The sequence below is a fragment of the Opitutaceae bacterium genome, from assembly GCA_015075305.1.
GTDB lineage: Bacteria > Verrucomicrobiota > Verrucomicrobiia > Opitutales > Opitutaceae > UBA6669.
In genome coordinates this window covers 391,261-418,195 of sequence record JABTUS010000002.1, presented here as the reverse complement: position 1 = coordinate 418,195, position 26,935 = coordinate 391,261, and the positions used below count along the sequence as shown (strand labels likewise).

Below are 26,935 nucleotides of genomic sequence, written 5' to 3'. Positions count from 1 at the left end.
ATCACGTGAACAGGTCTGTCGGTGTACGAGCCATGAATTCCTCCATGTAGGCGGTGGTTGCCTTGCCTTCCACAAAGACGGGATCACTCATGATCGCCTTGTGCAGGGGAATGGTGGTCTTGATCCCGCGAATGAGGTATTCACTGAGCGAACGATACATCCGATCAAGGGCGGTTTTCCGATCCGGCCCGAAGGTGATCAGTTTGCCGATCATCGAGTCATAATAGGGAGGAATGGTGTAGCCGCTGTACACGTGGCTGTCGATGCGGACGCCATTGCCGCCGGGGGAGTAGTACAGCCCGATCGTTCCGGGAGACGGGGTGAAATTGCGGGCGGGGTCCTCGGCATTTATTCGACACTCGATCGCATGGCGGTCGAACTTTATGTCGCCTTGATCGAAATCCAGCTTCAGGCCGTCAGCCACGCGAAGCTGTTGCTTGATCAGGTCGATGCCCGTGCATTCCTCAGTCACGGGATGCTCGACCTGGATGCGCGTGTTCATCTCGATGAAGTAGAAATTGCCCTTGGCATCGACGAGGAATTCGATGGTCCCGGCATTCTCGTAGTCCGCCGCGGCGGCCGCCTTCACGGCAGCCTTCCCCATGGCCTTTCGCAGTCCCGAAGTGAGAAAGGGTGATGGGGATTCCTCGATCAGCTTTTGATGTCGACGCTGAACCGAGCAGTCGCGTTCGCCCAGGTGAAGGATTTTGCCGTGACCGTCCCCCAGGATCTGAAATTCGATATGCCGCGGCTTCTCGATGTATTTCTCGACGTAGACGGCGCCATTGCCGAAGGCCTTTTCCGCCTCGTTTCGGGCCACGTGATATTCCTTGGCGAAGGAAACGTCATTGTGGGCGATGCGCATGCCCCGACCGCCGCCGCCCGCCACTGCCTTGATGATGACTGGATAGCCGATCTTGCGGGCGATTTTGACAGCCTCGCCTTCACTTTCCACCGGTCCATCCGAGCCCGGAACCGTGGGCACTCCGGCTTTTCGCACGGTTTCCTTGGCGATCGCCTTGTCGCCCATCATCCTGATGCTTTTGGACTTGGGGCCAATAAACTTGATGTTGCAGGATTCGCACTGCTCCGCGAATTTTGCGTTTTCCGAAAGAAACCCGTAGCCGGGGTGGATGGCATCGACGTCTGCAATTTCCGCGGCACTGATGATCCTATCCGCGCGAAGGTAACTGTCAGCGCTCTTCGGTCCTCCAATGCAGATGGCTTCGTCGGCGAGTTGTACGTGGAGAGACTGGATGTCGGCCTCCGAGTAAACTGCGAGCGTCTTGATGCCGAGTTCGCGGCACGCACGGACAATGCGGAGCGCGATTTCGCCGCGGTTGGCAATGAGGACCTTCTGGATCATGACATGCGAAAAGATTGGCCGTCCGCCGTCGCTTCAACAGGCGCCGTTCGACGCCGCAGAAAGCGGCGGGACTAGTGGCATTTCAAGGAGTTCAGTCCTGTTTGAGCTTGAAGAGGCGCTGTCCGTATTCAACGGGCTGGCCATTTTCCACCAATATCTCAACGATGGTGCCTCGTGCCTCCGCCTGGATTTCATTCATGATCTTCATGGCCTCAATGATGCAGACCACCGTTGTTTCGGAGACCTTCGCTCCTGAGTCGACGAATGATTTACTTTCCGGCGAAGACGCACGATAAAAGGTGCCCACCATTGGCGATTTGATGTAGGCGACGCCGATTTCATCAACGTTGGGTGCTGCGGGAGCAACGGGCCTGGCGGCGTTGGGGTTCGGCGCAACACTGCGAGTCACTTCGACCGGTGCCAGCTCAAGGTACGTTTGCGGCATGGTCCGGGTACCTGTCATCGGCGAAGCATCCGAGCCTCGCTTGATCTTGATCTTAAATCCTTCCTCTTCGACTTCGAAGGCGGTGAGATCCGATCGCTTCATCAAGTCGATGACTTGTTTGATTTGTTTTAGGTCCAAGATAGATCCTGGGTTGAGTTGAAGGGACTGAAGTTAGTGTCCTAGTCTGGGGTCGCGTTCAAAAAGAGTCTCGAACAAATGTGCAACCCTCGAATTTTTCCCGGAAATGCGCAAAATGAGCCAGAACTGGCCCCAAATCCATGATTCTCCCATGGAAATGACCATGTTTTGCGGGACTCGGGAATTGGCATTTTGCGGCTATCTGCACCGAGAATTCCTCAATCATGTCCCGCAAATTATGCGGAAAACACGGGATTGTTGGCGAATTCCGAGGTATTTTGACCAATTCCCGGCTAGAATGTCGAAAATCCCGATTCTTTGGATGCGATGGCTTGCTCCAGGGATGGTTTCATACGTGGCAACCGGATGAGATGGCCTCGCCGACATCGAGGGTGGGGGTGTATGGAATTCCGTTGGAGAAAGCGTGCGTCAACGGAGAATCCATCCATGGATGAGTGAAGAATTGGATTGATGAGTTTTGCGTTGAGCTGGGACGCTTCCCGGATTGAGCTGCTCTCAGCTCATTGAGTCACAAGGAATTCGCCTCGACTTACCTCACTATGAATATTCAAGGAACTGGCACCCAACAGAATACGTTCGACGCAATAGTGATAGGGTCGGGGATCAGTGGTGGGTGGGCTGCCAAGGAATTGAGCGAGAAGGGGTTAAAAACCCTTCTACTGGAGCGCGGACAAGATGTGAAGCACGGCGACTACCCGACCGCGATGATGGAATCGTGGGAGTTTCCGGGGCGCACCAAACTGTCGAATGCCGATCTTGCGAAGCAGCTTAAGCAGAATCGTACGGGTTATACGACCCATCCCGCGTCTGCCCATTGGTTCGTCAACGACCTTGAGAACCCCTATTCAGAGGACAAGCGTTTTGACTGGATGCGTGGGTATCAGGTGGGAGGGCGGTCACTGACCTGGGGGCGCCAGTCGTACCGTTGGAGCGATCTGGATTTCGAAGCGAACGCCGTTGATGGGATGTCGGTCGACTGGCCGATCCGGTATGCGGACATTTCACCGTGGTATGACTACGTGGAGCGATTTGCGGGCATCAGTGGAAGCAAGGAAGGCCTTCCTCAGTTGCCGGACGGGCAGTTCCTGCCCCCGATGGCACTCAACTGCCTTGAGCGGCAGGTCAAGCAGCGCATTGCGAGCGCCTTCGATGGTAGGGCGATGATTATTGGTCGCACCGCCAATCTGACGGTTCCTCACAATGGCCGAGCCACTTGTCAATTCCGCAACCGATGCATCCGCGGTTGTCCGTACGGTGCATATTTCAGCAGCAACGCGTCCACATTGCCCGCTGCGTATGCTTCGGGGAACCTGACGCTGCGCCCTTATTCGATTGTGAATGAGATCATTTACGATCCGGATGCCAAGCGCGCCAGTGGTGTGCGGATCATTGATGCAGAGACAAATGAAGTCATTGAGTATCATGCGAAAATCATCTTTTCGTGCGCGTCGGCCATTGCCTCGACGTTCATTCTGCTGAATTCGAAGTCAGATCGCTTCCCCAACGGATTGGGTAACGACAGTGGTGAACTCGGTCACAACCTGATGGATCACCATTTCAAGGTGGGAGCCAATGGCACGTCCGACGAGTTTGCGGACATGTTTTACAAGGGTCAGCGCCCCAACGGCATCTACATCCCGCGCTTCCGCAATCTGGATCGAAAATCCCAGCGCAAGGACTACCTGCGTGGCTTTGGCTATCAAGGCCGTGGAAGCCGCAGTGACTGGTCCCGGGGCATCCGTGAGCTCAGTTATTTTGGCTCACAAATGAAGGTTGATCTCGTTGCGCCCGGTCCGTGGAGATTCGGCATTGGATCCTGGGGTGAGTGTCTGCCGTACCATGCCAACCGGATGTACCTGAACGAAAAGGTTCGCGACAAGTGGGGACAGCCGACGGTCACCTTTGATTGCGAGTGGAAGGAGAACGAGTACGCGATGCGCAAGGACATGAAGGCGTCGGCGGTTGAGATGCTCGAGGCGGCGGGGCTCAAAGACATCACGCCCTTCGATGATCCTCTGGCACCCGGGCTTTGCATACATGAGATGGGCACTGCGCGAATGGGAAGGGATCCCCGGACATCGGTCTTGAACAAGTGGAATCAGGTTCACTCGGTTCCGAATGTTTTCGTTACGGACGGCGCATGCATGACGTCGTCTTCCTGCGTCAATCCCTCGCTGACCTACATGGCTCTCACGGCCCGGGCCTGCGACCACGCGGTGAGTGAACTCAAGAAGCACAACCTCTGATGGAAGCAGCCATGAGCACGGAACCCAATCGATCATCCGCCACGGACCTGACTCGCCGTGAGGCCATTCGCCGCGCCTCACTGCTGATGGGAATCGCCTTTTCGCCATCGCTGGTGACGCGGGTGCTTCATGCGCAGGAAAAAGGCATGCCCGGCCCCCCACAGTCGGCAAGGCTGTCGCAGGGTGAGATGGAAACCCTCACGGCCATGGTCGAACGAATCATTCCAAGAACGGACACCCCTGGTGCTGTTGACGTGGCGGTGCCGGAATTCATCAATCTCATGTGCATCGGGTACATGACCACCGAGGAGCATGATTCCCTGGTGACCGGGTTGGCGGATGTGGAAAACGAGAGTCGCAAGACTCACGGCAGGACATTTTCGAGACTTGCGGCACCGGAACAGGATGCCTTGCTGACTGCCATTGCAACGGATGCCCGGGACGATCGCCGCCGATTTTTCCGTCTGATCCGCGATATGACAGTGCTTGGGTATTTTACATCAGAAGCAGTCGGAAAGAACGTGCTCCACTACGACCCCGTGCCCGGAGCTTTTGAAGCCTGTGCGCCAATTTCCGAGGTGGGAAATCGGAACTGGACCCTTTAGGTCATTCATCGACCTCAAACGCTCAACTTTTCGAACGCACGGCGTGATGAACTCACGCGCGCCACACATTGACGGGAGCGAGTGAATCGACGCCTAGGACTCCCGGAGTGCGGTTGTTCATCTGCGATTTCAGCCGATCGGAGATTAGCTGACTTCATATCGCGATAGTCAGTCAATTCGACTTATTTATTGCACAATTCGTCTGGATTTGTTTACCTCCCGACCAAAATAAAGCTTTGGCGACTTTTTGAGCCGTCTGGCTTATTTGACAACGAACAACAAATACAACATGAACTACCTCCGTCTGTCGGGGTTGGTTACGGATCGCGCATTTTCAGCCAAAGCGATCTTTGCCGACCGTTATAGCAGCAAAATAGCATTGGCGCTTATCGCCATGACCGTGGGTGCTGGAACTGAAGTTCAGGCACAAACGCAGCCAACCACCAACGATCCATCGAAGACTGAACATGTTAAGATGGAAAAGTTTGAGGTGACAGGATCGCGCATCAAGCGCCTGGATGCGGAAACGCCACAACCCGTGGTGACCTTTAGCTCGGAAGAGATCAAGATGGGTGGCTTCACGAGTTTGGGCGATTTCGTGCAGAGCCTTCCGTTCAACACCGGCTCCACCAACTCGATCGTTCAAACCGCCTCGTTTACGCGTGGCGCGGCCACGGTCAATCCGCGCGGCCTTGGCAGCAACCGGTTCCTGGTGCTGGTCAATGGACGCCGTTCAGTTGGCTACGCACTGACGAATTCAAACAATCAGTCGGTGTTTGACTTCAATTCGATACCGCTGGCAGCGATCGATCAAATCACCTACCTTAAGGACGGTGCATCCGCGATTTACGGATCTGATGCCGTGACGGGTGTGATGGACATCAAACTTAAGCGCAATTACAGCGGCCTTCGCGTCGATTTGCTCGGTGGCAACACCCTCGGTCACGATACCTTCACGAAGGAAACCTCGGTCCTGGTGGGTGCCCAAACCGGCAAGACCTCTATCGTCATGGTGGCCAGCTACGTTGGAGCGAATGACAACTTCATTCGGGACTTCGACCGCTCCAAGACGACCGACTATTCCAGTCATGCTCCCAAGGGCACAAACCAGAACAGCTCTGCAAACTGGCCGGCAAATCTCAATCTGTCCGCTGCGCAGGCGGCCGCAGCAGGGTTCACCACGGGAGGCGGCACCTATGCGCTGACGGGAGGCAAACCGACTGCGAACCCGGTGAAGTCGCAGTTTGCCTTGGCGAACCCATTGACCAATGCGAACCGCTATGACTTCGCGCAGACCTATCAGCTTTTCCCTCCCTTTGATTACTACGGCGTCTACGCGAACATTAAGCATGAAATCAGCGACAGCCTGTACTTCTTTGGAGAGGTTATCTACAGCAACAACCAAACGAATTTCTCATTCACGCCGTCGGTGATCCAGAGCACGCAGAATGCGGGAACCGGACCCACGGGCCTCCTGAACATTCCCCCGACCAACCCCTACAATCCCCTTGGGATCAACATCACCAACTTCCTTTACCGGACAAACTTTGGTCCTGCCCGCAAGTTCGACACGAAGAGCTCTGCAGTCACCTATTTGATGGGTGTGGGTGGTGACATTGATGACAATTGGAGCTGGGAGGTTGGCGCCTCGCTCGGTCGCGGCGACGTTACGACGACCGCCCGGAATCAGATCCGTGCAGTGGACCTTCAGCGGGCGCTTGATGGCACGACACGCCAGACTGCCCTGAATCCATTCGGCCCTTCCGACAATCAGAGCCTCGTCGACAACTTGTTCACGATTTCCAATTCCGTGTATGCGGCAAAGGCGGAGATGCTGGATGCCACTGTCACCGGAAACCTGTTTGAACTGCCCGGCGGCGACATCGGAGTGGCCATCGGCAGCGAGTATCGCAAGGACATGATAAAGCAGGATCCCGATACCTCAGCCTATGTCGGATCGGGCGGAGGCACGCCCTACCGCGGTGACCGGACCATTTTCTCCGCCTATGTGGAGGCAACCTTCCCCATCACCCGCCAAATCGAAGTCCAGGCGGCGGGCCGCTTTGAGGATTACAGCGATTTTGGCACCACGACCAAGCCAAAGATCGGTGCCAAGTTCAAGCTGCCTCCGACAAAGATCGTGGATGTTCTCCTGCGCGCATCATTCTCACAATCCTTCAAGGCGCCGGACATGGGCCGCCTGTTCACCGCCGCCACGACAGCGTTTACGTCCACAACCCGCACGGACCCCAAGCGTCCGCAGGATCCCGCCACCCAGATGAGGATCATCACCTCGGGCAATGCCGACCTCAAACCGGAGGAAGCAGACATCTGGTACGGTGGAGCCGTGTTTGACGTTAAGGCTGTGAAGGGACTGTCCCTCTCGGTCGACTACTTCAAATTCGAGATCGATGACGTGATTTCCTCGCCGTCCGACACAACCCTGCTCGCGCGCGAAGACCAGTTCCCCGGAGCGGTTGTGCGTGACAACACCCAGGGAAATCCCGGCCCGATCCTCTACCTCCGCCGCGTTCCCTTCAATGTCGCGAAACAGTGGTATTCGGGAGTGGATTTTGAGGCGAAGTATGACCTCCGCAACACGCGCGTGGGTGATTTCCTTTTCACCCTCAACACGACACGCACCTTGAGCATCAAGTCGAATTCGGGCATCCGTGATGCCAGCGGCAACCTGCCCGACGATTTTGAGAATGTCGGTTTGTACAACAATCCGAAGTGGAATGGCTCAGCGTCCGCGTCCTGGGCCTACAAGGACTATGGTTCCGCGGTTCGCGTGAACTATATCGGCGCGTACTTCAACGATGCCTATACGGCTGCAGGCTGGGGTGAGAATGCTGTCACCACGGTTAATGCCCAGTTTTCCTACAAGGGCTTCTGGGACACGAAGGCAACCATCGGCGTCAACAATGTCTTCGACAAGGAACCCCCATTCAATGGCTATGAGTCGTCGAGCTTTGACCAGAGCACCTATGGCCGCATCGGCCTCGGGCGCTTCATCTATCTCCGGCTTGAAAAGGAATTCTAGTCATCCTTCCTAGTTGGTTCTTAGCGGCAGCCTCGCGGCGTCATCGAAGCGAGGCTGTTTCATTTTTCGAATGAGAATACGGTGCGAGGCATGGACGGGTCGGAAGAAACGCAGCTCGAGCTCACTGAGATGGATGCTGTGAATTGCCGTTCGATGCCAGACATCGCCAAACCCTAAAATGTAGTCCGGTTCATGCATCATTCCTTCACGAACATCCGCTTCATGGCATTGGGTTTCCTTTGCCTTGCGAGTCTGTCATTCGCCGCAACGTCCGTACCGGCTGAATTTCCGGTGGAGCATTTTTTCCGCAATCCAGCCATCGCCCAGCTCCGCTTTTCGCCGAGCGGAAAGTACATTGCTGCGCTTGTTCCGTATGAACGGCGATTGAATCTGGTCATCATGGACACGGAGAAGCGGACCAAGAATCTGATCACCGGGTTCAAGGACTTCAGCATCTCCTCCTACCGCTGGGCGAATGACGACCGGCTGGTGATGCTGCTGGATGATGATGGCGATGAGGATCTGCTCCCGTTTGCCATCGACCGGGATGGAAAGAACTTCACGAAGTTCGACGATACGAAGGCGATTTCATCGATCCTTCGAAGGGATCCCAACAATCCCCGGCGCGTGCTGGTTTATTCCAACCAGACGCATGCCAATCGGGCCGATCCCTGCTGGCTGGATGTGAAGACCGGCAAGATCACCATCATCGCCAGGAATCCAGGACAGGTGCGGAGCTGGGTTCTTGACGGCGACAACGTTCCCCGTTTTGCGATCGATAGCCGCACGCTGGAAGAGACGATTCTGTATCGCGACAAGGCGGGCGACGATTGGAGAACTCTGGCGACGTTTCGGGATGGAGAGCCGCGATGGATTCCCCTGGCATTCGATGCCGACAATCGCACGGTTTTCATCCGTTCAAATGAGGGACGAAAGACCGATGCGATCTATCGCTATGACACGGTGACCCACAAGCGGGGTGATCTCGTCTATGCGGACCCCGACGATCGGTACGACATGACTGGCGTGGTTTCCTTCCAGGATGATCTGGGGCGCAGTCCGATTGTCGGGGTGACCTATGTTTCAGATCGTGACAGCATCCATTATTTCGACGAGGCGATGAACCGAAGGCAGCGAATCCTTGATGAAGCCCTGCCTGGCACAATCAACCGCCAGACGTCCGTGAGTGGCGAACGGAATCAGATTGTTGTGGTTGCACGGTCGGAGCGGGAACCCGGAGTCTACTATCTCTTCGACGAGGAGCGAAAGAAGATCGATCAACTGGCGGTCGTTCGGCCGCACATCGATCCGGAGACCATGGCGCCGATGAAGGCGATTCGCTACAAGGCGCGGGATGGCCTCGAGATCGAGGCCATGCTGACGCTTCCCGTCGGGCGCGATCCGCACAATCTGCCGCTGGTGATCCATCCCCATGGAGGCCCCTTTGGCATCCGGGATGAAATCGGATTCAGCCCCGAGGTTCAGCTCTATGCCAACCGCGGCTATGCGGTCCTCCAGCCCAACTATCGCGGCTCGGGCGGGTATGGGGACTGGTTTGAGCGGCTCGGGTACCGGCAGTGGGGGCGGATCATGCAGGACGATCTGAGCGACGCCGTGAAATGGGCGGTCGATACCGGGCTGGCGGATCCCAAACGGGTGGTGATCGCAGGTGCGAGTTATGGCGGCTATGCGGTCATGGCCGGCCTTGCCTTTACTCCCGATCTGTACTGCGCCGGGGTCAATTATGTCGGCGTGACGAATCTCAAGCTGATCGCCTCGCAGCGACGCTCGACCGAGGATCGCCGTGCCTGGACGCGGACTCGCGTTGGGGATCTTTACGACGATGCCAGGGAGCTTGAGGCTCGCTCGCCAGTGAACTTTGCCTCCTCCATTCGTGCGCCGGTCATCATGGCCTACGGTCAGTCTGATCCCCGGGTGACCCGTGAACATGGCGATGACATGAAGGCCGCCCTTTCAAGAGCGGGCAAGGACTTCGAATTCATCATCGAATCCGGAGAGGGTCATGGGTTCCGGAAAGAGGAGAACTCCATCGCGTTCTTCACGCAGGTGGACCGCTTCCTCAAGAAGCATGTGCCCGGTGCCGGTGGCAATTGATTGCCGCCGCTGAAAATGATCCCGCCAGTCGGGCTGAGAAGCGCCGCTGGCGGGACGATCATGCAATGACGGATTGGTTTTCCGCCGGGGATTTCGCTACTCCACAACAGTGGCTTCGCCGATTTCCACGTTGGCGCGAGCATCGGTGTAGACCTGAAGTCCGTCGGTGGTTTCCCCGAAGTATGGCGTTGCGTTGCGGATAAGGGTCTTCGCGATCGCCGAGAATGGCTGCCTGGGTTCCTTGGGTGCGGCCACGAATGTGGTCCACAGTCGTTTGGCTGATTTTCCCTTTTCCTTGAGCTCCGCGTAGTCGAACGCATCGACCACAATGATGTGAAAGTCTCTTGTGCGCTCGTATCCGGTCAGCCCCGCGATGCCCGTGGCGGTGCTGTTCATGATGCCGGTGGTGCCGGCTCCCCCCGAGCCTGAGTCGCCGGAGCCCCCGCCGGATTTTCCCCCGCCCTTGCCCCACGCGCTGCTGCCGGACTGATTCTCCTTCGCGGCAGCCAGCGCTTCGTCGTTTCCTCCCGCGCGGCTATCCCAGAGCGTGTCTCCACCGAGGGTGTGCAGTCCGCGCCCCTTGGGACCGGGGACGATTCCGTCTTTCCAGGTCAACTGCTCCGTGCGGACGATCGGCTGGCGCCATGGACGGATGCCATAGTGCACGCGCAGGACCAGCGACACCTTTTCGGGTTCGCGCATCAGCCCCTGCTCGTCGGCCGCGTTGATCAGGTTTCGCTTGAGCAGGGCGGGGGTGAGCAGTTTGCAGAGCTCCTCGTAAGTGACATCGGACTCATACACCTCCCCGGGGAGAAAGATGAAATGGGTGGGTGCAGTGTCTGAAGCGGCCGCCATCGCAGCAGGGTTGACGACGTTCTTTTGTGAGACATTGCGAATCAATTCCGCGCGATCGGTTTTCTGGTAGTTGGCGGCGGAGACGGAAACCGGGGCGGGTCCCTTGATGTCCTGGGCAACGGCGCCAGTCGTGGACAGCGCGATGGCGATACAGATGAACGAAGTCTTCATTGTGGCGGGGGCTCTTAGGTCAGATTGACGGCACCGGTCGCGCAATGCTATTCCCGCCACACCTCGGCGCTGAGCGGCAGTTCGTTCAATTCGGCCCGCGCTTCACGCCACGTCGGGTAGTGTTTGTTCAGGATACCGACGAAATGCTCGCTGTGGGTCGGCTCCAGGTCATGGGACATGAGCGGGAAAAGCGCGTTGAGGACCTGCTTCTCCCGCGTTGTATCGCCCTTTCATCCTGCGGGCGCCTTTTCGTGCATCGTTTGATCGATCAGAAGAGCCAGCGCCGCGCGCTTCTCAATCTCCATGGCGTTGTCGTCATGAAGCGCAGACTCCCCTCCGGCGAGAATGTCGGGGAGATTGGCAAAAATCACGATCGCCTCGGGTTTGCCGTGCAACATACCGGGCACATCCGCGACCGACTCCTTTTTTGCCAGGTGCCTCGCCAGCTCTTCAGCCTTCTTGAGAAACGCCTCGTAGTCGGCGGCGTCCGCACGGCTTTGCTTGATGAGGTCATCCAGCAGCCTCGACATCTCCGCATAAAACCTTGGATCGGTGAGTTGGTCCCGGATGATGGTTTTGCGGACATTGTTGATGATGCCCTCGGCGATGGCGTTCTTCGAGAGTTTACCCTTCGCATTCAGTTTCCGGGCAATCGCGTCGTGGATCCCGGTTTCGACAATCAGTTCGGTGAGCGACAGCGAGTTGAGGTTGCCCATGTCGGCCGCGGGGTCGGCCTGCACGTAGGTGTTGAGCAGGTGACGCATGAAGGGCCAGTTTTCCGGTGAGCTAAATGATCCGGCGACGGCGACGACCTATGTCGCAGCCTCGTCCCTGCGCGTAGTTTGCGACCTGCCTTACATCGCAACCGAGAATGACTTGGATCGGTGGATGGCCGCTTGGCGGAAAGCCGCCCTCACCGAGATCAGGAACGAAAATCGCATAAGCCTATGAAACAGTATGATAGCATAGAGTAGGCACGATAAACTTGATATGTGTATCGTGCACATTAAGTGTATCTCCAATGTCCTCCCTGAAAGAACGCTTGTTCGACTATTGGGAACCCCTAACCGGTGATCGCCTCGATCTCGTTGCCGAGGAAGCATCCTCTTTGCCTTTGTTTTTGCGCGAGCGTTACGCGGTTTTTTCCACCCTTCTGTTCGGACGCAAATCGTTCCTAGCCCTTGAAGCGAAGGGGTGGGAAACAGGGTCCCCCGGTGAATATCAGAAGCACGCCGATACCCTCCACCAGGCACTCCATGGTCCGGTTATCTTGGTCCTGCCGATTCTGCCCTCCTACGCCAGAAATCGCATGGTGCAGATGGGCCTGCCCTTCATTGTCCCCGGCAGTCAGACTTTCCTGCCCAATCGCCTGATCGATCTGCGGGAGCGCTTCCCCCAAACCGCGCCCAAGCCCCGTGAGATGCTTAGCCCGGCCGCGCAATGCACCGTGCTCTATCACCTGCTGCGCCATCCGCTGACCGGAATTCCCCTCCGGGAAATTGCGCAGAAAGTCCGTTACTCCCCGATGATGATGTCGAAGGTGAAGGATGAGCTTGAGGCCGCCAAGGTCTGCCGCGTCGTCCGCAGCGGTCGTTCCGTCGTTCTGGATTTCCCGACCTCCGGGCGCGGGCTTTGGGACCAGGTCATGCCTCGCCTCGCTTCTCCGGTTAAGCGGCAATGCTGGATCAACTGGAATCGCCCCCAGCCGTCCGCCTTGCTCGCCGGGGTGAGCGCTTTGAGCCGGCGGAGCATGATCGCCGACAGCCGGCTGCCCACCTATGCGATGATCCATACCGCCTTTCAGGACTGCCTCGAACAGGGCGAATGCGTCGGATGCCGCGATGCGGAGACTGCCACGGCCCGGGTTGAAGTTTGGTCTTACGATCCGCAAACGCTGCACGACCAAGTCTCCCCGACCGTCGATGTGCTTTCCCTTTACCTGAGCCTGCGGGACACCGCGGACGAACGCGTCCAGCAGCAGTTGGATCGGCTCATCGAGGAAGTCAAATGGTAAGGGGCCTCGATCTTTTTCGGGAGCGTTTCAAGGAATTTGAAGACTCTTTTGTCCTGATCGGCGGGGCCGCTTGCGACGAGTGGTTCGGGGCCGCCGGGCTCGAATTCCGGGGCACCAAGGATCTCGATATCGTCCTGATCATCGAAGTGCTCTCCCCGGCGGCCATCCAAGCGCTGCGGGCTTTCGTCTCAGACGGAGGTTACGAGATTCGCGAACGAACTGCGGGCGTGCCGGTGCTCTATCGTTTCGCCAAGCCCAAGAACGATGCGTTTCCATTCATGCTGGAGTTCTTCAGCCGCAAACCTGAAGGCATCCAACTGGGCGAAGGGCAGGAAGTCATCCCCGTGCCGGCCGACACAGATCAGCACAGCTTGTCGGCCCTGCTGCTGGATGACGCCTACTATGCGTTGATCCAACAACACCACGCTGTTCACGACGGGCTCCTCTTTGCCACCGCGACCGCGCTTATTCCCCTGAAGGCCCTGGCCTGGCACAACCTGACCCGGGACAAAGCCTCCGGGCTCGAGGTTGATTCAAGGAATATCACCAAGCATCGAAACGATGTTTTCCGCCTGGCCGGCACTCTGCCCGGCCAACCCGGGCCGGAATTACCCAAGTCCATTACAGACGAGCTCGACCGTTTTCTCCGTTCTTTCCCGGAAGATTCACCGGATTGGCCATCGATTCTCGCTTCACTGAAAAACACCTTGGGCGGCGGGATCCGGCCGGCCGCCCTGCGCTCGGCCATCCAAGTCTTTTTCCGTCTCACCCCATGAACACCTCTGCGCTCAAAACGTTCGCTCCCGCCGTCGGCACGCTTTCCGCGCCCGGGTCCTGACCGCGGCGAGTGCCGGGGAATCTCAACCCGAATTATTGAAAGTGACGCGTGCGGGGGCTTTGTCGCCAGAGTTAGTGCCCTACACCCAAGCACAGCGGCTCAATGACCTCCTTGATGGCCGCATCCCGTCGCCGGATGCGCAGGGCGAAGTATATCGCCACCTCGTCCTCGCCGCCTGCCGTTTCTACCACGCCCTCGCACCACGGCGTCCTGCAATTGTCGTTCGACCGTTTGACGGAGGGGCTGGACGCCGAGCTGCGGATGAAATCCCTCTCGCAGTAGGAACTTCATCGCCTCGGGCGTGACCGCCCGTTCGAAGTCACCCGCACGCAACAGGGCGGTCTCGCGGGCTGCATCGAGCTTTTTCCCTCCCTCGATGAAGCGCCGCTTGAGGTCGTCCTCGTAGGCTTTGGTCGTCTGGTTGTTCTTGAGAACGTGCCTGGTGTACGTGTCGAACTTGTAGCGCACATCGCTGTTGGCCGGCTTGCGGGAGATGGCGATGCCGTTCAGGTAAATCACCAGATCGGGCCGCCGTTCGTAGCCGCCGCGCAAGGTTACTTCCTCGGCGATGGCGAAGTCATTCCGCTCCGCGCGATCCCAATCCACCAGATGTACCTGTTCGTTGGGTTTACCGGCGCCAGTCTGCACCGACACGCCATAGCGCAGCAGTTGGTAGGTGCGCAGATTGGCCTGGTAGAGCGTGATGCCGGTGGCGTCAGCGGCGGCCATCAGCTTGTGCAGGGCCGCGGAAATGTGCGCCTCGGAATAGCCGCGCGCCTTCAGATTCGCGCGCAGAAATTCGACCTCGATGCCGCGGTTTTTCTCCCGCTTGCTCCATTCGCCGAGGTAGTGGTAGCCAAGGCAATCCGGTCGGGCCGGGCCGGTGAACAAGGCGACGACGCGGTTCTGCGTCTTTCGTTCGGAGCGGGGTTGTTCCGGCATGGGCGGGTTGAATCGGTGAATGCGAACGGCGTGGCTACATTTGCCAAAGTTTCGCCAAGGGTACGGCCAGAAAGCGCGGATCGTCGAGCGTGACCGTGTGCGCGCCCGCGTGAATCAACACGCCACCGACAAAGTCGCCGCCACATTGCGCCGCGAGGCGGCGCAGCCCGGAGATGTCCGCCTGCGTGGGCGTGGCGGAGGCCTTCACTTCCACCCCCCACGTGCGCCGTCCCCGGGTGATGACGCAGTCGACCTCGACCTGATCCTTGTCGCGGTAGTGCCAGAAACGCAGGTCCGGATCGGTCCAGCTCGCCTGGGCGACGAGTTGTTGCAGGACGAAGGTTTCCAGCAAGTGTCCGAAGCGATCCCGGCGGTCGTGCCAATCCTCGGCCGTGAGATCGCCCAAAGTCGCGGCGAGCCCGCTGTCGATGAAGTGCAGCTTGGGCGTTTTGATCAACCGCTTCGACTCGTGGCGGTGCCAGGGCTGGAGCCGGCGCACGAGGTAGAGACGTTCGCAGGCGGCGAGGTGGTTTTCGACGGTGTCGCGCCGCAGATCGAGTTCGTTGCTCAGCGTGGAAATATTGACCAGTTCGCCGGTGCGCAGAGCCAGCAGGGAAAGCAGCCGCGAGAGATCATGCGGCTCCTTCACCCGGGCCACGTCCTGCACGTCGCGCTCCAGCAGCGCCCGCACGTAGTCGCGGTGCCAGGCCCGCCCGCGGGCCGGCGTGCGGGTGAGCAGTTCGGGGAAACCTCCCCGAACGACACGCACGGCGAGCGTCAGCGGGTCCGGAGGCTGCGGCGCGGCGGCAATGGCAGGTTTGAGTTTTCCGGCGAGCCATCCCGCGAGAAAGCCTCCGGGCTCACATTCCTGCTCGGCCGCCGTGAGCGGATGCATTTCCAGAATCGACATGCGGCCCGCCAGCGAATCGCCGAGCTTGGGGAGAAGGAGCAGATTCGCGGAGCCGGTGAGGAGGAACCGGCCCGGCCGGCGCTCTCGGTCCACCGAGAGCTTGATCGCCCGCAGCAACTCGGGCACGCGCTGGATTTCGTCGAGGATCACGCGCTCCGGCAGCGCGGTGAGAAACCCGTTGGGGTCCGAGCGGGCCAGAGCGAGCGCATCGGCATCGTCGAAGGTCACGTAGCCGTAGCGCGGCGCAAGGGCGCGGACGAGGGTGGTCTTGCCGCACTGGCGCGGCCCGAGCAGGCAGACGACCGGGGTGTCCGCCAGCGCGTCGCGCACGGAGGTCTCCAAGACGCGGGGAAGAGGCTTGGCGTCCATTTGCCGGTTAGCTAGGCGTCCAATTGCCTGTTAGGCAAGCGTCTAATTGCCTGTTATAAGAGCGTCCAATTGTCGGTTACAGCAGCGTCCGATTGCCGGTTGGTCAACCGGCGCCCCGTCATCGCCCGCCCTGCTGGTTGAGCCGATAGGCCGTGTGCGGCGCGAGATGGAGCAGGTGGTCGGCTGAACCCCATGCGCATCACGGTCAAAGACGCCAGCATCCTGATCGACCTCGCCGCGGGGGATCTGCCGGGCCTTTGGTTCCAACTCCAGATCGAGACGCACACGACCGACTTCGTGCCGCGCGAGATGAAGCAGGAGATCCAGTAGCAGCGCGTCTCGCCCTTCGTCGATGCGAAGTTGCTGCAAGTGCACGCCACGACCGCGCAGGAAATCGATGCGGTGGCCGTGTTTGCCCAGGCCAACGGTCTCAGCTTGCCGGATGCTTCGGGCGTGTTGCTTGCCCGACGGCTGCGGGCATGGCGGGCCAAGCCGTAACGATGCAGTGCAAAAGTGTCACCGATGGCGAGGGGACTGGGTTTGAATGAAAAGGAGCCAAGCGAAGGGCAACGGCCAGCTCCACCAAACGGCGACAGAGGAGGTGAAGTTCGATCCGGATTGGATTGCGCTTATTCCTCTTCGAAAAGCTGTCTGATATGGGCGGCGAGCAAATCGTAAATCAGTCTCCGCTGTTCGACGTAAAACACTTCGAGCCTTTTGTCATTGCATCGATAAACAAACCGCAGCGACCCGACGCGAAGCCGAAAATATCCCGCATAGGCACCCTCCAACTGCCTGGTGTCGCCGTCAGGCAATGCGAGGAGTGCGGCTTTGCACCGGCGCCGATTAGAGCTGTTGTTGGTTCAATTTTTCTTTTCGGCCGCGTAGGCCTCCGCGAGGAGGACGATGGGGTGGATGATGCGGGGTGGGGGGGAATTGCCGGCCGGGGCGGGCTTGTTGTTGAGGCCGTTTTGGATCTGGAGGTGACAGCCTGGATTGGCTGTCGCGACCACAGTGGCGCCGGTGGCGCGCAGATGTCCGAGCTTCCGATCCTGCAGCCAGGACGAGGTTTTCGGCTGAGTGACGCTGTAGATTCCCGCGCCTCCACAGCACCAGGACACCTCGGCGCATTCCTTGTAGGCGATGCCGGGGATCGACTTCAGGATTTCGCGGGGCTGGCGCGTGATCTTCTGTCCGTGGCAGAGGTGACACGACTCCTGGTAGGTCAGGGGAGTCGCCGGGCTGCCGGCGAATGACACCGGAGCGACCTTGGGCTTGCGGTAGTTGATTTCGACAAGCCATTCGTGAATGTCCCTCAGCTTGCGCGACCACTCGGCTGCGCGCTGCGCGTACTGCGGCTCGTCCTTCAGCATTTTGCCGTAGTGTCGGAGGTGGGAGCCGCAGCCGCCCGCGTTGCTGATGATGGCGTCGATCTGCGTGAGGTCCGTCTCGTCGAGCTGGCGTCGGGCGAGCAGGCGAGCCGTATCGTCGTCGCCATTGTGCATCTGCAGCGATCCGCAGCAGAACTGCACAGGTGGCGTCAGCACCTCGCAGCCGTTCTCAAGCAGCACGTCAACGGTCGCACGGTTCACATCCGAAAAAGCCAGATCCTGCACGCACCCGGTGAGGACGAGCACCCGATGCCGCACCTCACCGGAGGCGGGGCGCTCGACCGGTTTGATCAGGGCGTTGGAAAACTTCGCGCACATGACAGGCGCCTGCGGCTCGAGTTCGCGCAGCCGCCCGGGGAGCAGTCGCATCAGGCCCATGCGCCTGCACCAGGCCTGCGCGCCACTGCGCTGCCAGACGCGGAGCACGCGGCCAATTGCGCGAAGCAGACGCGGGCGGGTGAAGACGAGTCGAAAGAAGAACCAGCGGGTCAGGCTGCGGGTGGGTTTGCGCAGCACACCGGTGCGCTCGACCTCGGCGCGCGAGGTTTCGATGAGCGTCGCATAGTCGACACCGGCAGGACAGGCGGTCACGCAGGCCAGGCACCCGAGGCAGTACGACATCTCCTCGCCGAATGAGGGAGTCACCTCGAGCTCCCCGTCGGCGATCGCCCGCATGAGCGAGATCCGTCCGCGCGGGGAGTTCCGCTCGCGTCCGGTTTCATTGTAGGTCGGACAGGTCGGCAGGCACATGCCGCAGTGGATGCACTGCTGCAGGACCGAGTAGTCCAGCTTGACCAGTTTCGACTGCGGATCAGGCGTCATGACCGGTGGCGGGCGCTGCTTTTGTGTCGGCGACATCGAATATCTTGCCCGGATTCATGATCCCGTCCGGATCGAGCGTGCGTTTGATCGCCTTCAGAAGCGCAAGGCTGGCCTCGCCCAGTTGTTTTGGAAGGAAAGCCTTCTTGGCCAGGCCGACACCATGTTCGCCGGTGATGGTGCCTCCGAGGGAGAACGTGTGGTCGAAGATCTCCTTCATCGCCAGTTCCACGCGGTGCATCTCGTCGGTGTCGCGTTCGTCGGTGAGAAATGTCGGATGGAGATTGCCGTCGCCGAAATGTCCGAAGGTCGCGACGGTGACGCGGTGCTTTTCGGCGACCGCGCTGATGAAACGGATCATGGCGGCGAGTTCGCTGCGTGGAACCGTGGCATCCTCAAGGATCGTGGTCGGCCGCATGCGGGCGAGCGCGGAGAAGGCGCTCCGCCGCGCGGTGGCGAGGCTCGTCGCCTCCTCCGCCGTCGCCGCGCGCCGCACGGCCATCGCGCCGTGCCGCGAGCAGATTGCCTCGATGCGCCGCGCCTCATCGGCGACCGCATCCGGATGACCGTCGGTCTCGATGAGCAGCAGGGCCTGCGCCTCGACGGGAAGCCCCACGGAGGCAAACGCCTCGACGCAGCGGATCGTGCGCTGGTCGAGGAATTCCAGCGTGCACGGGATGATCTTCTCCTCGATGATTGCCGAGACGGTTTCGGCTGCGGCGTCCATCGACGCGTAGGTCGCAAGCAGCGTCTGCCGGGCGGCCGGTTTCGGCAGTAGCCGCAGCAGCACGCGCGTCACCACGCCGAGCGTGCCCTCGCTGCCGATGAACAGGTCGCGCAGGTTGTAGCCGGCGACGTCCTTGACGCACTTGTTTCCCAGCCAGACGATCGACCCGTCCGGCAGAACGACCTCGAGCCCCATCACGTAGTTGCGCGTGACGCCATACTTGAGGCCGCGCAGGCCCCCGGCGTTCTCCGCGACATTGCCGCCGATCGTGCTGATCTTCATGGACCCCGGGTCCGGCGGATAGAAAAGTCCCGCGGCGTCCGCGGTGTCGAAAATGCGCTGGGTGACGACTCCCGGCTCGGCGAGGAGCGTGAGGTTCTTCGTATCCAGTTCCAGGATACGGTTCATCTCCACGAGGCAGAGCACGATGCAGTCCGCGACGGGCACGCTGCCGCCGGAGAGGCCGGTGCCGCTGCCGCGTGTCACGACGGGGATGCGGCGTCCGCGGGCAAAATTGATGATTGCCGACACGTCCTGCGCGCTTCTTGGAAACACCACGCAGGCCGGCGAGCCCTTCAGTGTCGCGGTGCCGTCGAAACCATACGGAAGGAGATCCTCCCGCGCGGTCAGGATGGTCAGCGCGGGCAGTGCGGTGCGAAGGGCGGGGATGAAGTCAGGTGTCTGCATGGCGGCGGGGAGGAGAGGGGCGCTGGGATTCACGTTGCGCGGCCTGGACGTGCGCCAGCATGGCGGCGTGCGCGGCGGGAGCGACGCCCGATGCGATGGCGTCCGCGATGCGCTGGTGCTGGGCCCGGGCGACGGCGACCCCGACCCGTGTGAGTGTGGTGCGCCGCGTTTCCTCCTCCAGCTCGGCCATCGAGCCGGTCATGAGGGCGAGCACGCGGTTGCCGGCGAGATCGGCGATGCCGCGGTGAAACTCCAGGTCCGCGCGCACGGCGCTGTCGACCTGCGCGCCCGCATCATCCATCTGCGTCATGAGCGACCGGAGCCGCCGCCTTCCCTCGGTTGTGATGTGCGCCGCGGCGCGGCGGGCGAGCTCCGGCTCAATCAGCACGCGGGCTTCCGCAAACTGCTGCAGCCGCTGTTCAAAGTCCGGCAGCGTGCGCAGCAACGTCGCCCGAACCGGCGCGTTTGGATTGTCCACCACCCGGACGCCGATGCCATGCTTCACCTCCAGCAGACCCTGGATTTCGAGTCGCTGGATCGCCTCCCGCAACGCGGGGCGGCTCACGCCCAGTTGCTGGGAAAGATCGCGCTCGGCCGGCAGCCATTCGGTCTCCCGGTATTGCAGCACGAGCCGCTCGCAGATGCCGGCGACAACCGGAACGCGTTTGTTCAAGGCAGGTAGCACAAGTGGTAAGAGGTCAGACCACTGGCCTGAAGTCAAGCCTGCTACGGGGATTCGATTGGGGGCTGGCATCCCTGCCTTGGCTTGTGCGACAGTTTCCGGATCCCAAGTATTTCTTACGCATTCATGTCACCGTTCACCAAAGAATCCGCCGTGCCGTTTGGCATTTCGCTGACGGGCAACGAAGCGAACGCGCTTAGGATTGGCGTTCCGGCACTGGCGGGAGATCGGGTTGAACGGCTCTTTGGACCGGCCGTGAGCCGGGGGCGCAGGGGATTGCTTGAGCTGTTTGAAACGGGGGCGTGGCTGCTCGGAGTGGCTTCGGTGGGGGTGCGGTCGGAGACGCTCGAACGGGAAACCAGGGCGGTCTACGACCAGATCCTGGCCGCAAGCCAGGGCTTTCATATCGCGCGGATCTGGAACTACGTTCCTGCCATCAACGCCGTGGGTGATGGCTCGATGGAAAATTACCGGGTCTTCTGCCGCGGGCGCTCGCTCGCCTTCGAGGACAGGCTTGGCGCGGGTTTCCGGAAGACGCTGCCCTCCGGTTCGGCGGTGGGCACGGATTCGATGTCGCTGACTGTTGTTTTTGCCGCCTCCCGTTCACCGACGCGGCATTTCGAGAATCCTCTGCAGGTTCCGGCCTACGACTATCCGAAGCACTACGGTCCGCGCTCCCCCAGCTTTGCACGCGCGACGGTTGTCGAGCACGGCGGGACGTCGGACGTGTTCATTTCTGGAACGGCTGCGATCCGCGGACATGAGACCATGGCGCCTGGCAACACGCGGGAGCAGCTTCGCTATACGCTGGAGAATCTGGAGTCCATCGCCGCCGAATGCGGGACGCCGTTGTCCGGTGCATCCGCCCGGCGCACCGGGAGGCGCGCGTTCAAGGTTTATTTGAGGAATGCGGACGAGCTGCGGGATGTGAGGCGCGTGTTGGAAGCGCAACTCCTGCGTGCGGGCGACGCCGTGTCGTACCTGCGCGCGGACATTTGCCGGTCGGATCTTTCGGTCGAGATCGAAGCCACGATCCTTGGGTAGCTGAGTTGGCGTGTGTGCGTGGAGACGGAGGCCCGTTTCCGCTTTGCCGATCAGCTGGAGCGGGGACTGGCCGGACCGAAGAGCGCGGAATTGAGTGCGCGGGAGTCCGGCTTCCCGCGTTCGGTTTGAGGCAGGGCTGGCAGCACGAGCCACTTCCTGGGAATTTTCCAGGCGGACAGGATTCGGCCCAATGCATCCCGAAGTTCCGATGACGAGCGGCCTGAAGCGACGGCTGCCCCGATGACCTGTTCGTCCGTGCCTCCGACCGCTACCCAGGCGTCATCGACGCCGGGCAGACGCTTGATGGCGGCGGCGATTTCGGCGAGTTCCACTCGGCGGCCCGCGATCTTCACGGTGGTGCCGCGCCGGCCAAGCAGGCGGATGGTGCGGTCGGCGCCGATCCGGACTCGATCCGCCATGACCCAGGCCCCGTGCCGGTTGTGCTTTCTTCGATTGCCGGCTGTGAAAACCGCGGGACTGCTGACTCGGAGGCGGTCGGTGCCAAGCCGTGTGAGGGTAACGCCGTCCATGGCCGTGCCAACGGATCCTTCGAGCGTTGCACGTCCATCCCTGTCAAAGCTGATGCCTCCGGTTTCGCTCGATCCATAGAAGCTGTGAATGCTCCGACCGTAACGCTGGCGAAAGGCCCCGGCGGTTTCGACGGGAAGCGGCGCGCCTGCCGAGATGATGAGGCGAAGTCTGCCAAGGCGGATGCCGTCGGCGCCGGCCAGGGCGCGGAGAATGGCGGGCACCGCGGGGAAAACGGTCGACTTCCACTGCCTGAGGTCGGCGGCGATCGCATGCGGAAAGGGCGAGGTTCCGCAGACGACGGATACGCCGGCGATCATGAGCGGGAGCGTGAGGTTGCCGAGACCGTAGGAATGGCCGAACGGAATCAGCGCATGATTCCGGTCTTCCGAAGTGATGCCCATGGACGACATCACCTGCCTCGCATCGGCGATCATTTCGTCGTGGCTGAAAAGAAGCGGGCGGGGGCTGCCGGTTGAGCCGGAGGTGAGCTTGATAAGGCAGGGCCGGGTTGTTCGGTGCCGTTTCGCGCCGCCACTACCGTGTTGCACTGGGACGAGTCGATCGTTTTCCCATCGCGCGACCGAGCGCAGCAGTTTCACCAGGTTTTTCTGACTGTCGACCGGCTCCGCGGCATCGAGCGGCACGGGAATTGCGCCGAGTTTCAGCAGGCCCAGCATGAGTTCAAACCAGCGAATGCCGTTGGGGACGGAGAAAGCGACACTTCGACCTTCCAGGCCGGGAGGAATTGATGCCCCGTGATCCCGCGCCCAGGCATCCGCGCGGTCGTTCAACTGCTGAAACGTGCAGCGCGTTCCGGTGGAGGCTTCGATCAGAGCGACCTTTCGTCCGTGGAGACGGACTGTTTCCAACCAGCAGGCGGGAAGGGACGGATTCATGCGCGTTTGCCGAGGCCGGAGAGGTGCTCGAGTTCGATCACCACGAGCGCGGTGATCACCATGCTGGCGACGGTTGTTCCCAATGCGCGCACGACGGGGATGCTGCTGATCGCAAGTACGCCGAAGGATGCAGCAGTCGTCAGCGCGGAGACGCGCACGGAAACCGGGACTGACTTGTGCTCGTAGGCTGACGTTGCGGAAAAGATGGAATAGTTGTGCGTGAGACACACGCCCAGGAAGGCGCCGAGCAGGTGAAACAGATTGAGCGGGTGTCCGATCCACCCGAAGAGACCAAAGACTCCGAGACAGGCGCCGCAGGGAATCGCGAAGATGCGAAGCCCGTCGCGGAACCCGTACGTCAGGAATACGCCGAGACCGACGATGCCAAGGCCGATGAGGCTCAGTCGAAGCGTGGAGGCCCGGTAGTCGGCGAAGACGCGATTCAGCGTTTGAAGCTGACCGGTGCTGATTGTTGACGCCTCCTCGGGAGGAGCGGCTGAGGGGGCGTGTTCAACCAGCGTGACGAACCAACTCGATGTCGGGGTCATATTGACGAGCAGACCAAGCGGCCCGACCAGTTTTTCGCGCAGGTGGGTGAAGGCGGGGAGAAAGGACGACTCGGGCGGCGACTGCATGATTCTGGCATAGTCCGCAAAGAATGCGTTGAAGCCCTCCTCTTCGAATCCCTCCTTCGCCAGCGCCGACTTCAACTCCGCCGGGAATTCCTTTTCGTTGTGAATGAAGTCCTGCGCGCGTTCGAAGGCGGCGGCGGTGGGCACCACGGCGCCGAGGCTGACCGCACGCGCCCGTCCGGCGCTCGCAACGTTCAACCACGACTGCAGTTTTTCGAGTGACGCGCGTGCGGCGGTGAGCGTGTCGCCATGCGTGAGGTACACCATGCGCTCCCCGTCCTTGTCGCCGAAGAGCCCGCGGATGCGCGCATCCTCGCGTTTCAAGGCATCGGACGGAATATCAAGATCGCGGATGTCATCGCGCCAGGTCAGGAAGGCCAGTCCGGGCAGTGCGCCGACCCAGAGCGCGAGGACGAAATGCCGAAGCCGGCGGCGCGTGCGCGGTGCGAGGGCCTGGCCGCCGCCGAAGCTTCGAGATTCCAGGAATGGGTTCTTCACGATCGCGAAATAGAGGATCGCCACGCCCAGCGCGCTCAAGAGTCCGCCGCCGACGAACACGCCGAGCTGTCGGATGAAGGGGAAATCCGAAAGCAGCAGAAGCGCGAAACCGGCCACGGTCGTGACGCAGCTCGCGAGCAGCGGCTTGAGCAGGCGGCGCACCTTTGACCAGTAGTCCTCGCCTGGATACGCGGCGGGCTGCATGTAGAGGTAGAAACCGTAGTCGATGGCCACACCGGTCAGCAGCGAGCCGACCACGAACACGAGGATGTGCACGCGGGCGAAGGCCAGCGTCACCGCCACCCAGGCCCCGAGTATTGAGAGCGCGACGACGGGGATCAGGTGCAACCCGCGAAGCGGGGAACGGATGAAGGTGAAGGCGACGATCAGGACCGCGGCGAGGGAGAGTGTGTTGAGAAGGGTCACCTCGCGTTCGATCACCCGGCGGCTCGCCGCTGCGAATCGGTTGACACCGGTGAAGGCGACCTTCAGGCCCGGACGCAGCTTCCGGACCCCGTCGGTCGCCCGCGCAATGGCGTCAAATGCAGGTCCCTGGCCGGCCTCGCTCAACGGCGATTCAGCCAGTTGCGCCCAGACGAGCGCGTGGGACGGCGACGATTCGGACTGCGCATAAGCCAGACCGTCCTGCAGGCGATCGATCGCGCCCGGCAGCAGGAGGAGGGGATCGGATGGAATCAGGTCCTGGAATGCGAGGGCCTGCGGCTTGGCGAGAAATCGCGACAGATCGGCTGCGCTTTTTTCCGCAAGCCATGCCGAAAAATTCCCTCCGGGCCGGCCTTGTGCGTTGTATTCCGCCCGATGACTTTCGAGCCAGAATGGCAGGAGCAATGAAAAGCGCTGCTCGAACAGCTCCTTCCCCAGTGCGTCGCGGGAGGAGGTGTCGCCCATGGAAAATGCCTGGGCGAACGCAGGATCCTTGAGCAACGCCGCGGCGAATTCCCTTCCCGCATCCGCCGGCACATCACCGCCGTCCGGCATCGTGATTTCGAAAAGCATGGTCCGGATCTCCGCCTGGCTGGCGAGGGAGCGCACGAGTGCAAGCTCCGGTGACTGTGAGGCACCCGAGTCGGGAACCAGGTCCAGCACGTCGGTCGTGATGCTCCTGCGATAATCCAGCCGCGCCAGCCACACGCCGCACAGAATGCAGAAAGCGAGCAGGGCTGTTCCGGGCCCCCATTTTCCTCGGAGCAGTTTCATGGGCCTTCGCGATGAAGACGCGGCCATGCCGGGTGACCCTTCCATGCGCGACGATGCCGCAGGAGTGCGGGCCAGCGGAACAGAAGAAGCTCGGCGAGCAGTTTGACGTGCATGATCAGCAGTCGAGCATTGTCGCGGACGTAGTGGAAATGGGAAATGCCGCCTTCCTCGCGGGAAAGGTATCGCACCGGGGCGCGCACATTAACCGGCATGATGCCGGCCCAGGCGAGCCGGACGGCCGCTTCGGTTTCGAAGTCGTAGCGACGCCCGCCGCTGCGGTCCTTCAGCGCCGCGAGGAGCGGTGCCAGCGGATACACCCGGAAGCCGAACAGGACATCATTGATTCCCCGGCCGAGCAGTTCCACCCAGACGAGGCCATTGCTGAGTTTTCGTCCGTGCAGGCGTTCCCGCGGGATGTTGTCGGGGAATATCGGCTCGCCGACAATCAAAGCTTCGGGATTCCGCATGGAAACCTCCATGAAGGTGGCGATGCTCCCGGCCGGATGCTGGCCATCAGAATCCATGACGAGAGCGTGGGTGAATCCGCGATCCAGCGCGACGCGGGCTCCTTCGAGCACGGCGGCTCCCTTGCCTTGATTGGTTGGACGGCAAATCACCGACAGGTTTTCATGAAAGCCGGCCAACGCCAGCACCTCGCGCTCGCTGCCATCGGTGCTTCCATCGATCACCACGAGCGTGGGCCAGCCGAGCGGCAGGACTTCGCGCACCACCGCTGTCAGCCTGGTTCCAGAATTGTAGGAAGGCAGCAGGATCAGGTGGGTTGGGCCAGGGGGCATGCCGAAGCGAAGGTTGTGAGCGCCCGCCGCTATTGCTGGAAAGCGGCCTCCGCGGAACGCCTGGCACCAGCACGGGGATCGGGCATCTGGCCGGACCTGAACCAACGTTCGATCTGCTCGCAAACGCTTGCCGTGTCTGCCTCAGGCGCCACGGAAATCAGCGGCCCGGCCACGATGTCCGCCCTCGCGGGCAGTGGCTGAACCTTCCACCAGGTGTGATCCTTCGAGAGAACCGGTCTGCTGAGCGTGATGCGGACAAGCTGGATGGGGACCTGCGCGCGGCGGGCGACGATGACGAATCCGGGTTTGAAGGGAAGCAGGTGGGTGCCCGGGGGAGTGCGTGTGCCCTCGGGGAAGACGATCAGCCGGTTGCCGGCGGCGACCTTTTCAGCCGCGGTCCGCAGGATCTCGTGTCCGCCATCGCTGGCCAGATAGCCCGCGCGACGCGCTCCCGAGCCGAGAATGGGATTCCGCCGGATCGCGGGTTTGAAGACGCAGAGCGCCTCGGGGATGCGCGACAGGAGAACCGTGATGTCAACGAGGCTCGGATGGTTGGCGACCACCACGAGGCCTCGTTTCGGATCATTGGGAATGTGCTCGAAGCCGTGATGGCGGACCTTGAAAAGACCGGATATGCCGGTCCACCAGGTGAACAGGGCGAACTGGCGGTGGATCAACCGCTGAAATGCGCGCTCCGTGCGAGGCGTGGACGGGAATATCTCCGAGATCAGCGAAACGAGTGTGATGACCGCTCCAAACAGACCGAACATCAGCAGGGTGAAGTAGTATCCTGCAACTATTGCGGCGGTTCGGAAGATCATGGTGTTCTGCAATGACTGACGAATTGAGAAACGACAATGCAATGTGCGGCAAGAATGCGATGATTGGGCGCGCCATCACATTGTACTCGCGAGCAATGGAAGGCTGGGACTTGC

General features: G+C 60.8%; 22 protein-coding genes. 8 read left to right on the top strand and 14 right to left on the bottom strand.

Annotated features, from left to right (window positions below):
• Window position 1 precedes the first annotated feature (1 nt).
• The gene (gene accC / locus HS122_06175) at window positions 2-1,366 is read right to left on the bottom strand and encodes an acetyl-CoA carboxylase biotin carboxylase subunit (protein MBE7537980.1); all 1,365 of its coding nucleotides are present in this window, start codon (window positions 1,364-1,366) and stop codon (window positions 2-4) included.
• Between the two features lie 91 nt (window positions 1,367-1,457).
• Window positions 1,458-1,949 carry an acetyl-CoA carboxylase biotin carboxyl carrier protein gene (gene accB / locus HS122_06170; protein ID MBE7537979.1) on the bottom strand — a complete coding sequence of 164 codons (492 nt, stop codon included), beginning with the start codon at window positions 1,947-1,949 and terminating at the stop codon, window positions 1,458-1,460.
• Window positions 1,950-2,509: 560 nt separating this feature from the next.
• Between accB and HS122_06165 the strand changes: the two genes are divergently transcribed.
• The 4 genes from HS122_06165 to HS122_06150 all read left to right on the top strand — a co-directional run bounded on the left by HS122_06165 (window position 2,510) and on the right by HS122_06150 (window position 9,979).
• A complete protein-coding gene (locus HS122_06165) occupies window positions 2,510-4,216 on the top strand; it encodes a GMC family oxidoreductase (GenBank protein MBE7537978.1) in 1,707 nt (568 codons plus the stop codon).
• A gap of 11 nt (window positions 4,217-4,227) precedes the next feature.
• Window positions 4,228-4,821, top strand: coding sequence for a gluconate 2-dehydrogenase subunit 3 family protein (locus tag HS122_06160; protein MBE7537977.1), 594 nt, complete (start codon window positions 4,228-4,230; stop codon window positions 4,819-4,821).
• 289 nt (window positions 4,822-5,110) lie between these two features.
• Window positions 5,111-7,864, top strand: a complete 2,754-nt coding sequence (locus HS122_06155) for a TonB-dependent receptor (protein ID MBE7537976.1) — start codon at window positions 5,111-5,113, stop codon at window positions 7,862-7,864.
• A 192-nt stretch (window positions 7,865-8,056) separates the two neighbouring features.
• Window positions 8,057-9,979: a S9 family peptidase gene (locus HS122_06150; GenBank protein MBE7537975.1), complete on the top strand. Its 1,923-nt coding sequence runs from the start codon at window positions 8,057-8,059 to the stop codon at window positions 9,977-9,979.
• Between the two features lie 96 nt (window positions 9,980-10,075).
• On the opposite strand, the gene HS122_06145 is transcribed toward HS122_06150, so the two are convergent.
• From HS122_06145 to HS122_06135, 3 genes are read right to left on the bottom strand one after another with little or no spacing between them, the layout of a single operon-like run.
• Window positions 10,076-11,005 carry a hypothetical protein gene (locus HS122_06145; protein ID MBE7537974.1) on the bottom strand — a complete coding sequence of 310 codons (930 nt, stop codon included), beginning with the start codon at window positions 11,003-11,005 and terminating at the stop codon, window positions 10,076-10,078.
• A gap of 47 nt (window positions 11,006-11,052) precedes the next feature.
• Complete coding sequence (locus HS122_06140) at window positions 11,053-11,184, bottom strand: DUF45 domain-containing protein (GenBank protein ID MBE7537973.1); 132 nt, start codon at window positions 11,182-11,184, stop codon at window positions 11,053-11,055.
• Window positions 11,185-11,235: 51 nt separating this feature from the next.
• On the bottom strand, window positions 11,236-11,769 hold the full coding sequence (locus HS122_06135) for a hypothetical protein (protein MBE7537972.1): 534 nt from the start codon (window positions 11,767-11,769) through the stop codon (window positions 11,236-11,238).
• A gap of 257 nt (window positions 11,770-12,026) precedes the next feature.
• Here HS122_06135 and HS122_06130 point away from each other — a divergent pair, with 257 nt between their 5' ends.
• Both HS122_06130 and HS122_06125 read left to right on the top strand, forming a co-directional pair.
• Complete coding sequence (locus HS122_06130; protein ID MBE7537971.1) at window positions 12,027-13,019, top strand: hypothetical protein; 993 nt, start codon at window positions 12,027-12,029, stop codon at window positions 13,017-13,019.
• Window positions 13,013-13,795 carry a nucleotidyl transferase AbiEii/AbiGii toxin family protein gene (locus HS122_06125; GenBank protein MBE7537970.1) on the top strand — a complete coding sequence of 261 codons (783 nt, stop codon included), beginning with the start codon at window positions 13,013-13,015 and terminating at the stop codon, window positions 13,793-13,795. Before HS122_06130 ends, HS122_06125 begins: the two co-directional genes overlap by 7 nt.
• A 161-nt stretch (window positions 13,796-13,956) precedes the next feature.
• Here the strand turns inward: HS122_06125 and HS122_06120 are convergent, their stop codons facing one another.
• Both HS122_06120 and HS122_06115 read right to left on the bottom strand, forming a co-directional pair.
• Window positions 13,957-14,799: a hypothetical protein gene (locus HS122_06120; protein ID MBE7537969.1), complete on the bottom strand. Its 843-nt coding sequence runs from the start codon at window positions 14,797-14,799 to the stop codon at window positions 13,957-13,959.
• Between the two features lie 34 nt (window positions 14,800-14,833).
• Window positions 14,834-16,078, bottom strand: coding sequence for an ATP-binding protein (locus HS122_06115; GenBank protein MBE7537968.1), 1,245 nt, complete (start codon window positions 16,076-16,078; stop codon window positions 14,834-14,836).
• 192 nt (window positions 16,079-16,270) lie between these two features.
• Here HS122_06115 and HS122_06110 point away from each other — a divergent pair, with 192 nt between their 5' ends.
• The gene (locus HS122_06110) at window positions 16,271-16,408 is read left to right on the top strand and encodes a hypothetical protein (GenBank protein MBE7537967.1); all 138 of its coding nucleotides are present in this window, start codon (window positions 16,271-16,273) and stop codon (window positions 16,406-16,408) included.
• Between the two features lie 533 nt (window positions 16,409-16,941).
• Here HS122_06110 and HS122_06105 read toward each other — a convergent pair.
• From HS122_06105 to HS122_06095, 3 genes are read right to left on the bottom strand one after another with little or no spacing between them, the layout of a single operon-like run.
• On the bottom strand, window positions 16,942-18,327 hold the full coding sequence (locus HS122_06105; GenBank protein MBE7537966.1) for a 4Fe-4S dicluster domain-containing protein: 1,386 nt from the start codon (window positions 18,325-18,327) through the stop codon (window positions 16,942-16,944).
• Window positions 18,281-19,702: an FAD-binding protein gene (locus HS122_06100; GenBank protein ID MBE7537965.1), complete on the bottom strand. Its 1,422-nt coding sequence runs from the start codon at window positions 19,700-19,702 to the stop codon at window positions 18,281-18,283. Before HS122_06100 ends, HS122_06105 begins: the two co-directional genes overlap by 47 nt.
• On the bottom strand, window positions 19,689-20,387 hold the full coding sequence (locus HS122_06095) for a FadR family transcriptional regulator (GenBank protein ID MBE7537964.1): 699 nt from the start codon (window positions 20,385-20,387) through the stop codon (window positions 19,689-19,691). The genes HS122_06100 and HS122_06095 overlap by 14 nt, the downstream gene beginning before the upstream one ends.
• A 123-nt stretch (window positions 20,388-20,510) precedes the next feature.
• On the opposite strand from HS122_06095, the gene HS122_06090 reads away from it, so the two are divergent.
• Window positions 20,511-21,428: a hypothetical protein gene (locus HS122_06090; GenBank protein ID MBE7537963.1), complete on the top strand. Its 918-nt coding sequence runs from the start codon at window positions 20,511-20,513 to the stop codon at window positions 21,426-21,428.
• A gap of 50 nt (window positions 21,429-21,478) precedes the next feature.
• Here HS122_06090 and HS122_06085 read toward each other — a convergent pair whose 3' ends face one another.
• From HS122_06085 to HS122_06070, 4 genes are read right to left on the bottom strand one after another with little or no spacing between them, the layout of a single operon-like run.
• A complete protein-coding gene (locus tag HS122_06085; protein MBE7537962.1) occupies window positions 21,479-22,855 on the bottom strand; it encodes an acyl--CoA ligase in 1,377 nt (458 codons plus the stop codon).
• Window positions 22,852-25,203 (bottom strand): MMPL family transporter, encoded by a 2,352-nt coding sequence (locus tag HS122_06080; GenBank protein ID MBE7537961.1) that lies wholly within the window; start codon window positions 25,201-25,203, stop codon window positions 22,852-22,854. Before HS122_06080 ends, HS122_06085 begins: the two co-directional genes overlap by 4 nt.
• A complete protein-coding gene (locus tag HS122_06075; GenBank protein ID MBE7537960.1) occupies window positions 25,200-26,000 on the bottom strand; it encodes a glycosyltransferase family 2 protein in 801 nt (266 codons plus the stop codon). Before HS122_06075 ends, HS122_06080 begins: the two co-directional genes overlap by 4 nt.
• Window positions 26,001-26,029: 29 nt before the next feature.
• On the bottom strand, window positions 26,030-26,821 hold the full coding sequence (locus HS122_06070; GenBank protein ID MBE7537959.1) for a 1-acyl-sn-glycerol-3-phosphate acyltransferase: 792 nt from the start codon (window positions 26,819-26,821) through the stop codon (window positions 26,030-26,032).
• Between the last annotated feature and the right edge of the window lie 114 nt (window positions 26,822-26,935).

What these genes read in the sequence shown, in the direction of transcription:
- accC (MBE7537980.1), bottom strand. Translation starts at nt 1,366, where the DNA reads ATGATCCAGAAGGTCCTCATTGCCAACCGCGGCGAAATCGCGCTCCGC.
- HS122_06165 (MBE7537978.1), top strand. Translation starts at nt 2,510, where the DNA reads ATGAATATTCAAGGAACTGGCACCCAACAGAATACGTTCGACGCAATA.
- HS122_06160 (MBE7537977.1), top strand. Translation starts at nt 4,228, where the DNA reads ATGAGCACGGAACCCAATCGATCATCCGCCACGGACCTGACTCGCCGT.
- HS122_06155 (MBE7537976.1), top strand. Translation starts at nt 5,111, where the DNA reads ATGAACTACCTCCGTCTGTCGGGGTTGGTTACGGATCGCGCATTTTCA.
- HS122_06150 (MBE7537975.1), top strand. Translation starts at nt 8,057, where the DNA reads ATGCATCATTCCTTCACGAACATCCGCTTCATGGCATTGGGTTTCCTT.
- HS122_06145 (MBE7537974.1), bottom strand. Translation starts at nt 11,005, where the DNA reads ATGAAGACTTCGTTCATCTGTATCGCCATCGCGCTGTCCACGACTGGC.
- HS122_06140 (MBE7537973.1), bottom strand. Translation starts at nt 11,184, where the DNA reads ATGTCCCATGACCTGGAGCCGACCCACAGCGAGCATTTCGTCGGTATC.
- HS122_06135 (MBE7537972.1), bottom strand. Translation starts at nt 11,769, where the DNA reads ATGCGTCACCTGCTCAACACCTACGTGCAGGCCGACCCCGCGGCCGAC.
- HS122_06130 (MBE7537971.1), top strand. Translation starts at nt 12,027, where the DNA reads ATGTCCTCCCTGAAAGAACGCTTGTTCGACTATTGGGAACCCCTAACC.
- HS122_06125 (MBE7537970.1), top strand. Translation starts at nt 13,013, where the DNA reads ATGGTAAGGGGCCTCGATCTTTTTCGGGAGCGTTTCAAGGAATTTGAA.
- HS122_06120 (MBE7537969.1), bottom strand. Translation starts at nt 14,799, where the DNA reads ATGCCGGAACAACCCCGCTCCGAACGAAAGACGCAGAACCGCGTCGTC.
- HS122_06115 (MBE7537968.1), bottom strand. Translation starts at nt 16,078, where the DNA reads ATGGACGCCAAGCCTCTTCCCCGCGTCTTGGAGACCTCCGTGCGCGAC.
- HS122_06110 (MBE7537967.1), top strand. Translation starts at nt 16,271, where the DNA reads ATGCGCATCACGGTCAAAGACGCCAGCATCCTGATCGACCTCGCCGCG.
- HS122_06105 (MBE7537966.1), bottom strand. Translation starts at nt 18,327, where the DNA reads ATGTCGCCGACACAAAAGCAGCGCCCGCCACCGGTCATGACGCCTGAT.
- HS122_06100 (MBE7537965.1), bottom strand. Translation starts at nt 19,702, where the DNA reads ATGCAGACACCTGACTTCATCCCCGCCCTTCGCACCGCACTGCCCGCG.
- HS122_06090 (MBE7537963.1), top strand. Translation starts at nt 20,511, where the DNA reads ATGTCACCGTTCACCAAAGAATCCGCCGTGCCGTTTGGCATTTCGCTG.
- HS122_06085 (MBE7537962.1), bottom strand. Translation starts at nt 22,855, where the DNA reads ATGAATCCGTCCCTTCCCGCCTGCTGGTTGGAAACAGTCCGTCTCCAC.
- HS122_06080 (MBE7537961.1), bottom strand. Translation starts at nt 25,203, where the DNA reads ATGAAACTGCTCCGAGGAAAATGGGGGCCCGGAACAGCCCTGCTCGCT.
- HS122_06075 (MBE7537960.1), bottom strand. Translation starts at nt 26,000, where the DNA reads ATGCCCCCTGGCCCAACCCACCTGATCCTGCTGCCTTCCTACAATTCT.
- HS122_06070 (MBE7537959.1), bottom strand. Translation starts at nt 26,821, where the DNA reads ATGATCTTCCGAACCGCCGCAATAGTTGCAGGATACTACTTCACCCTG.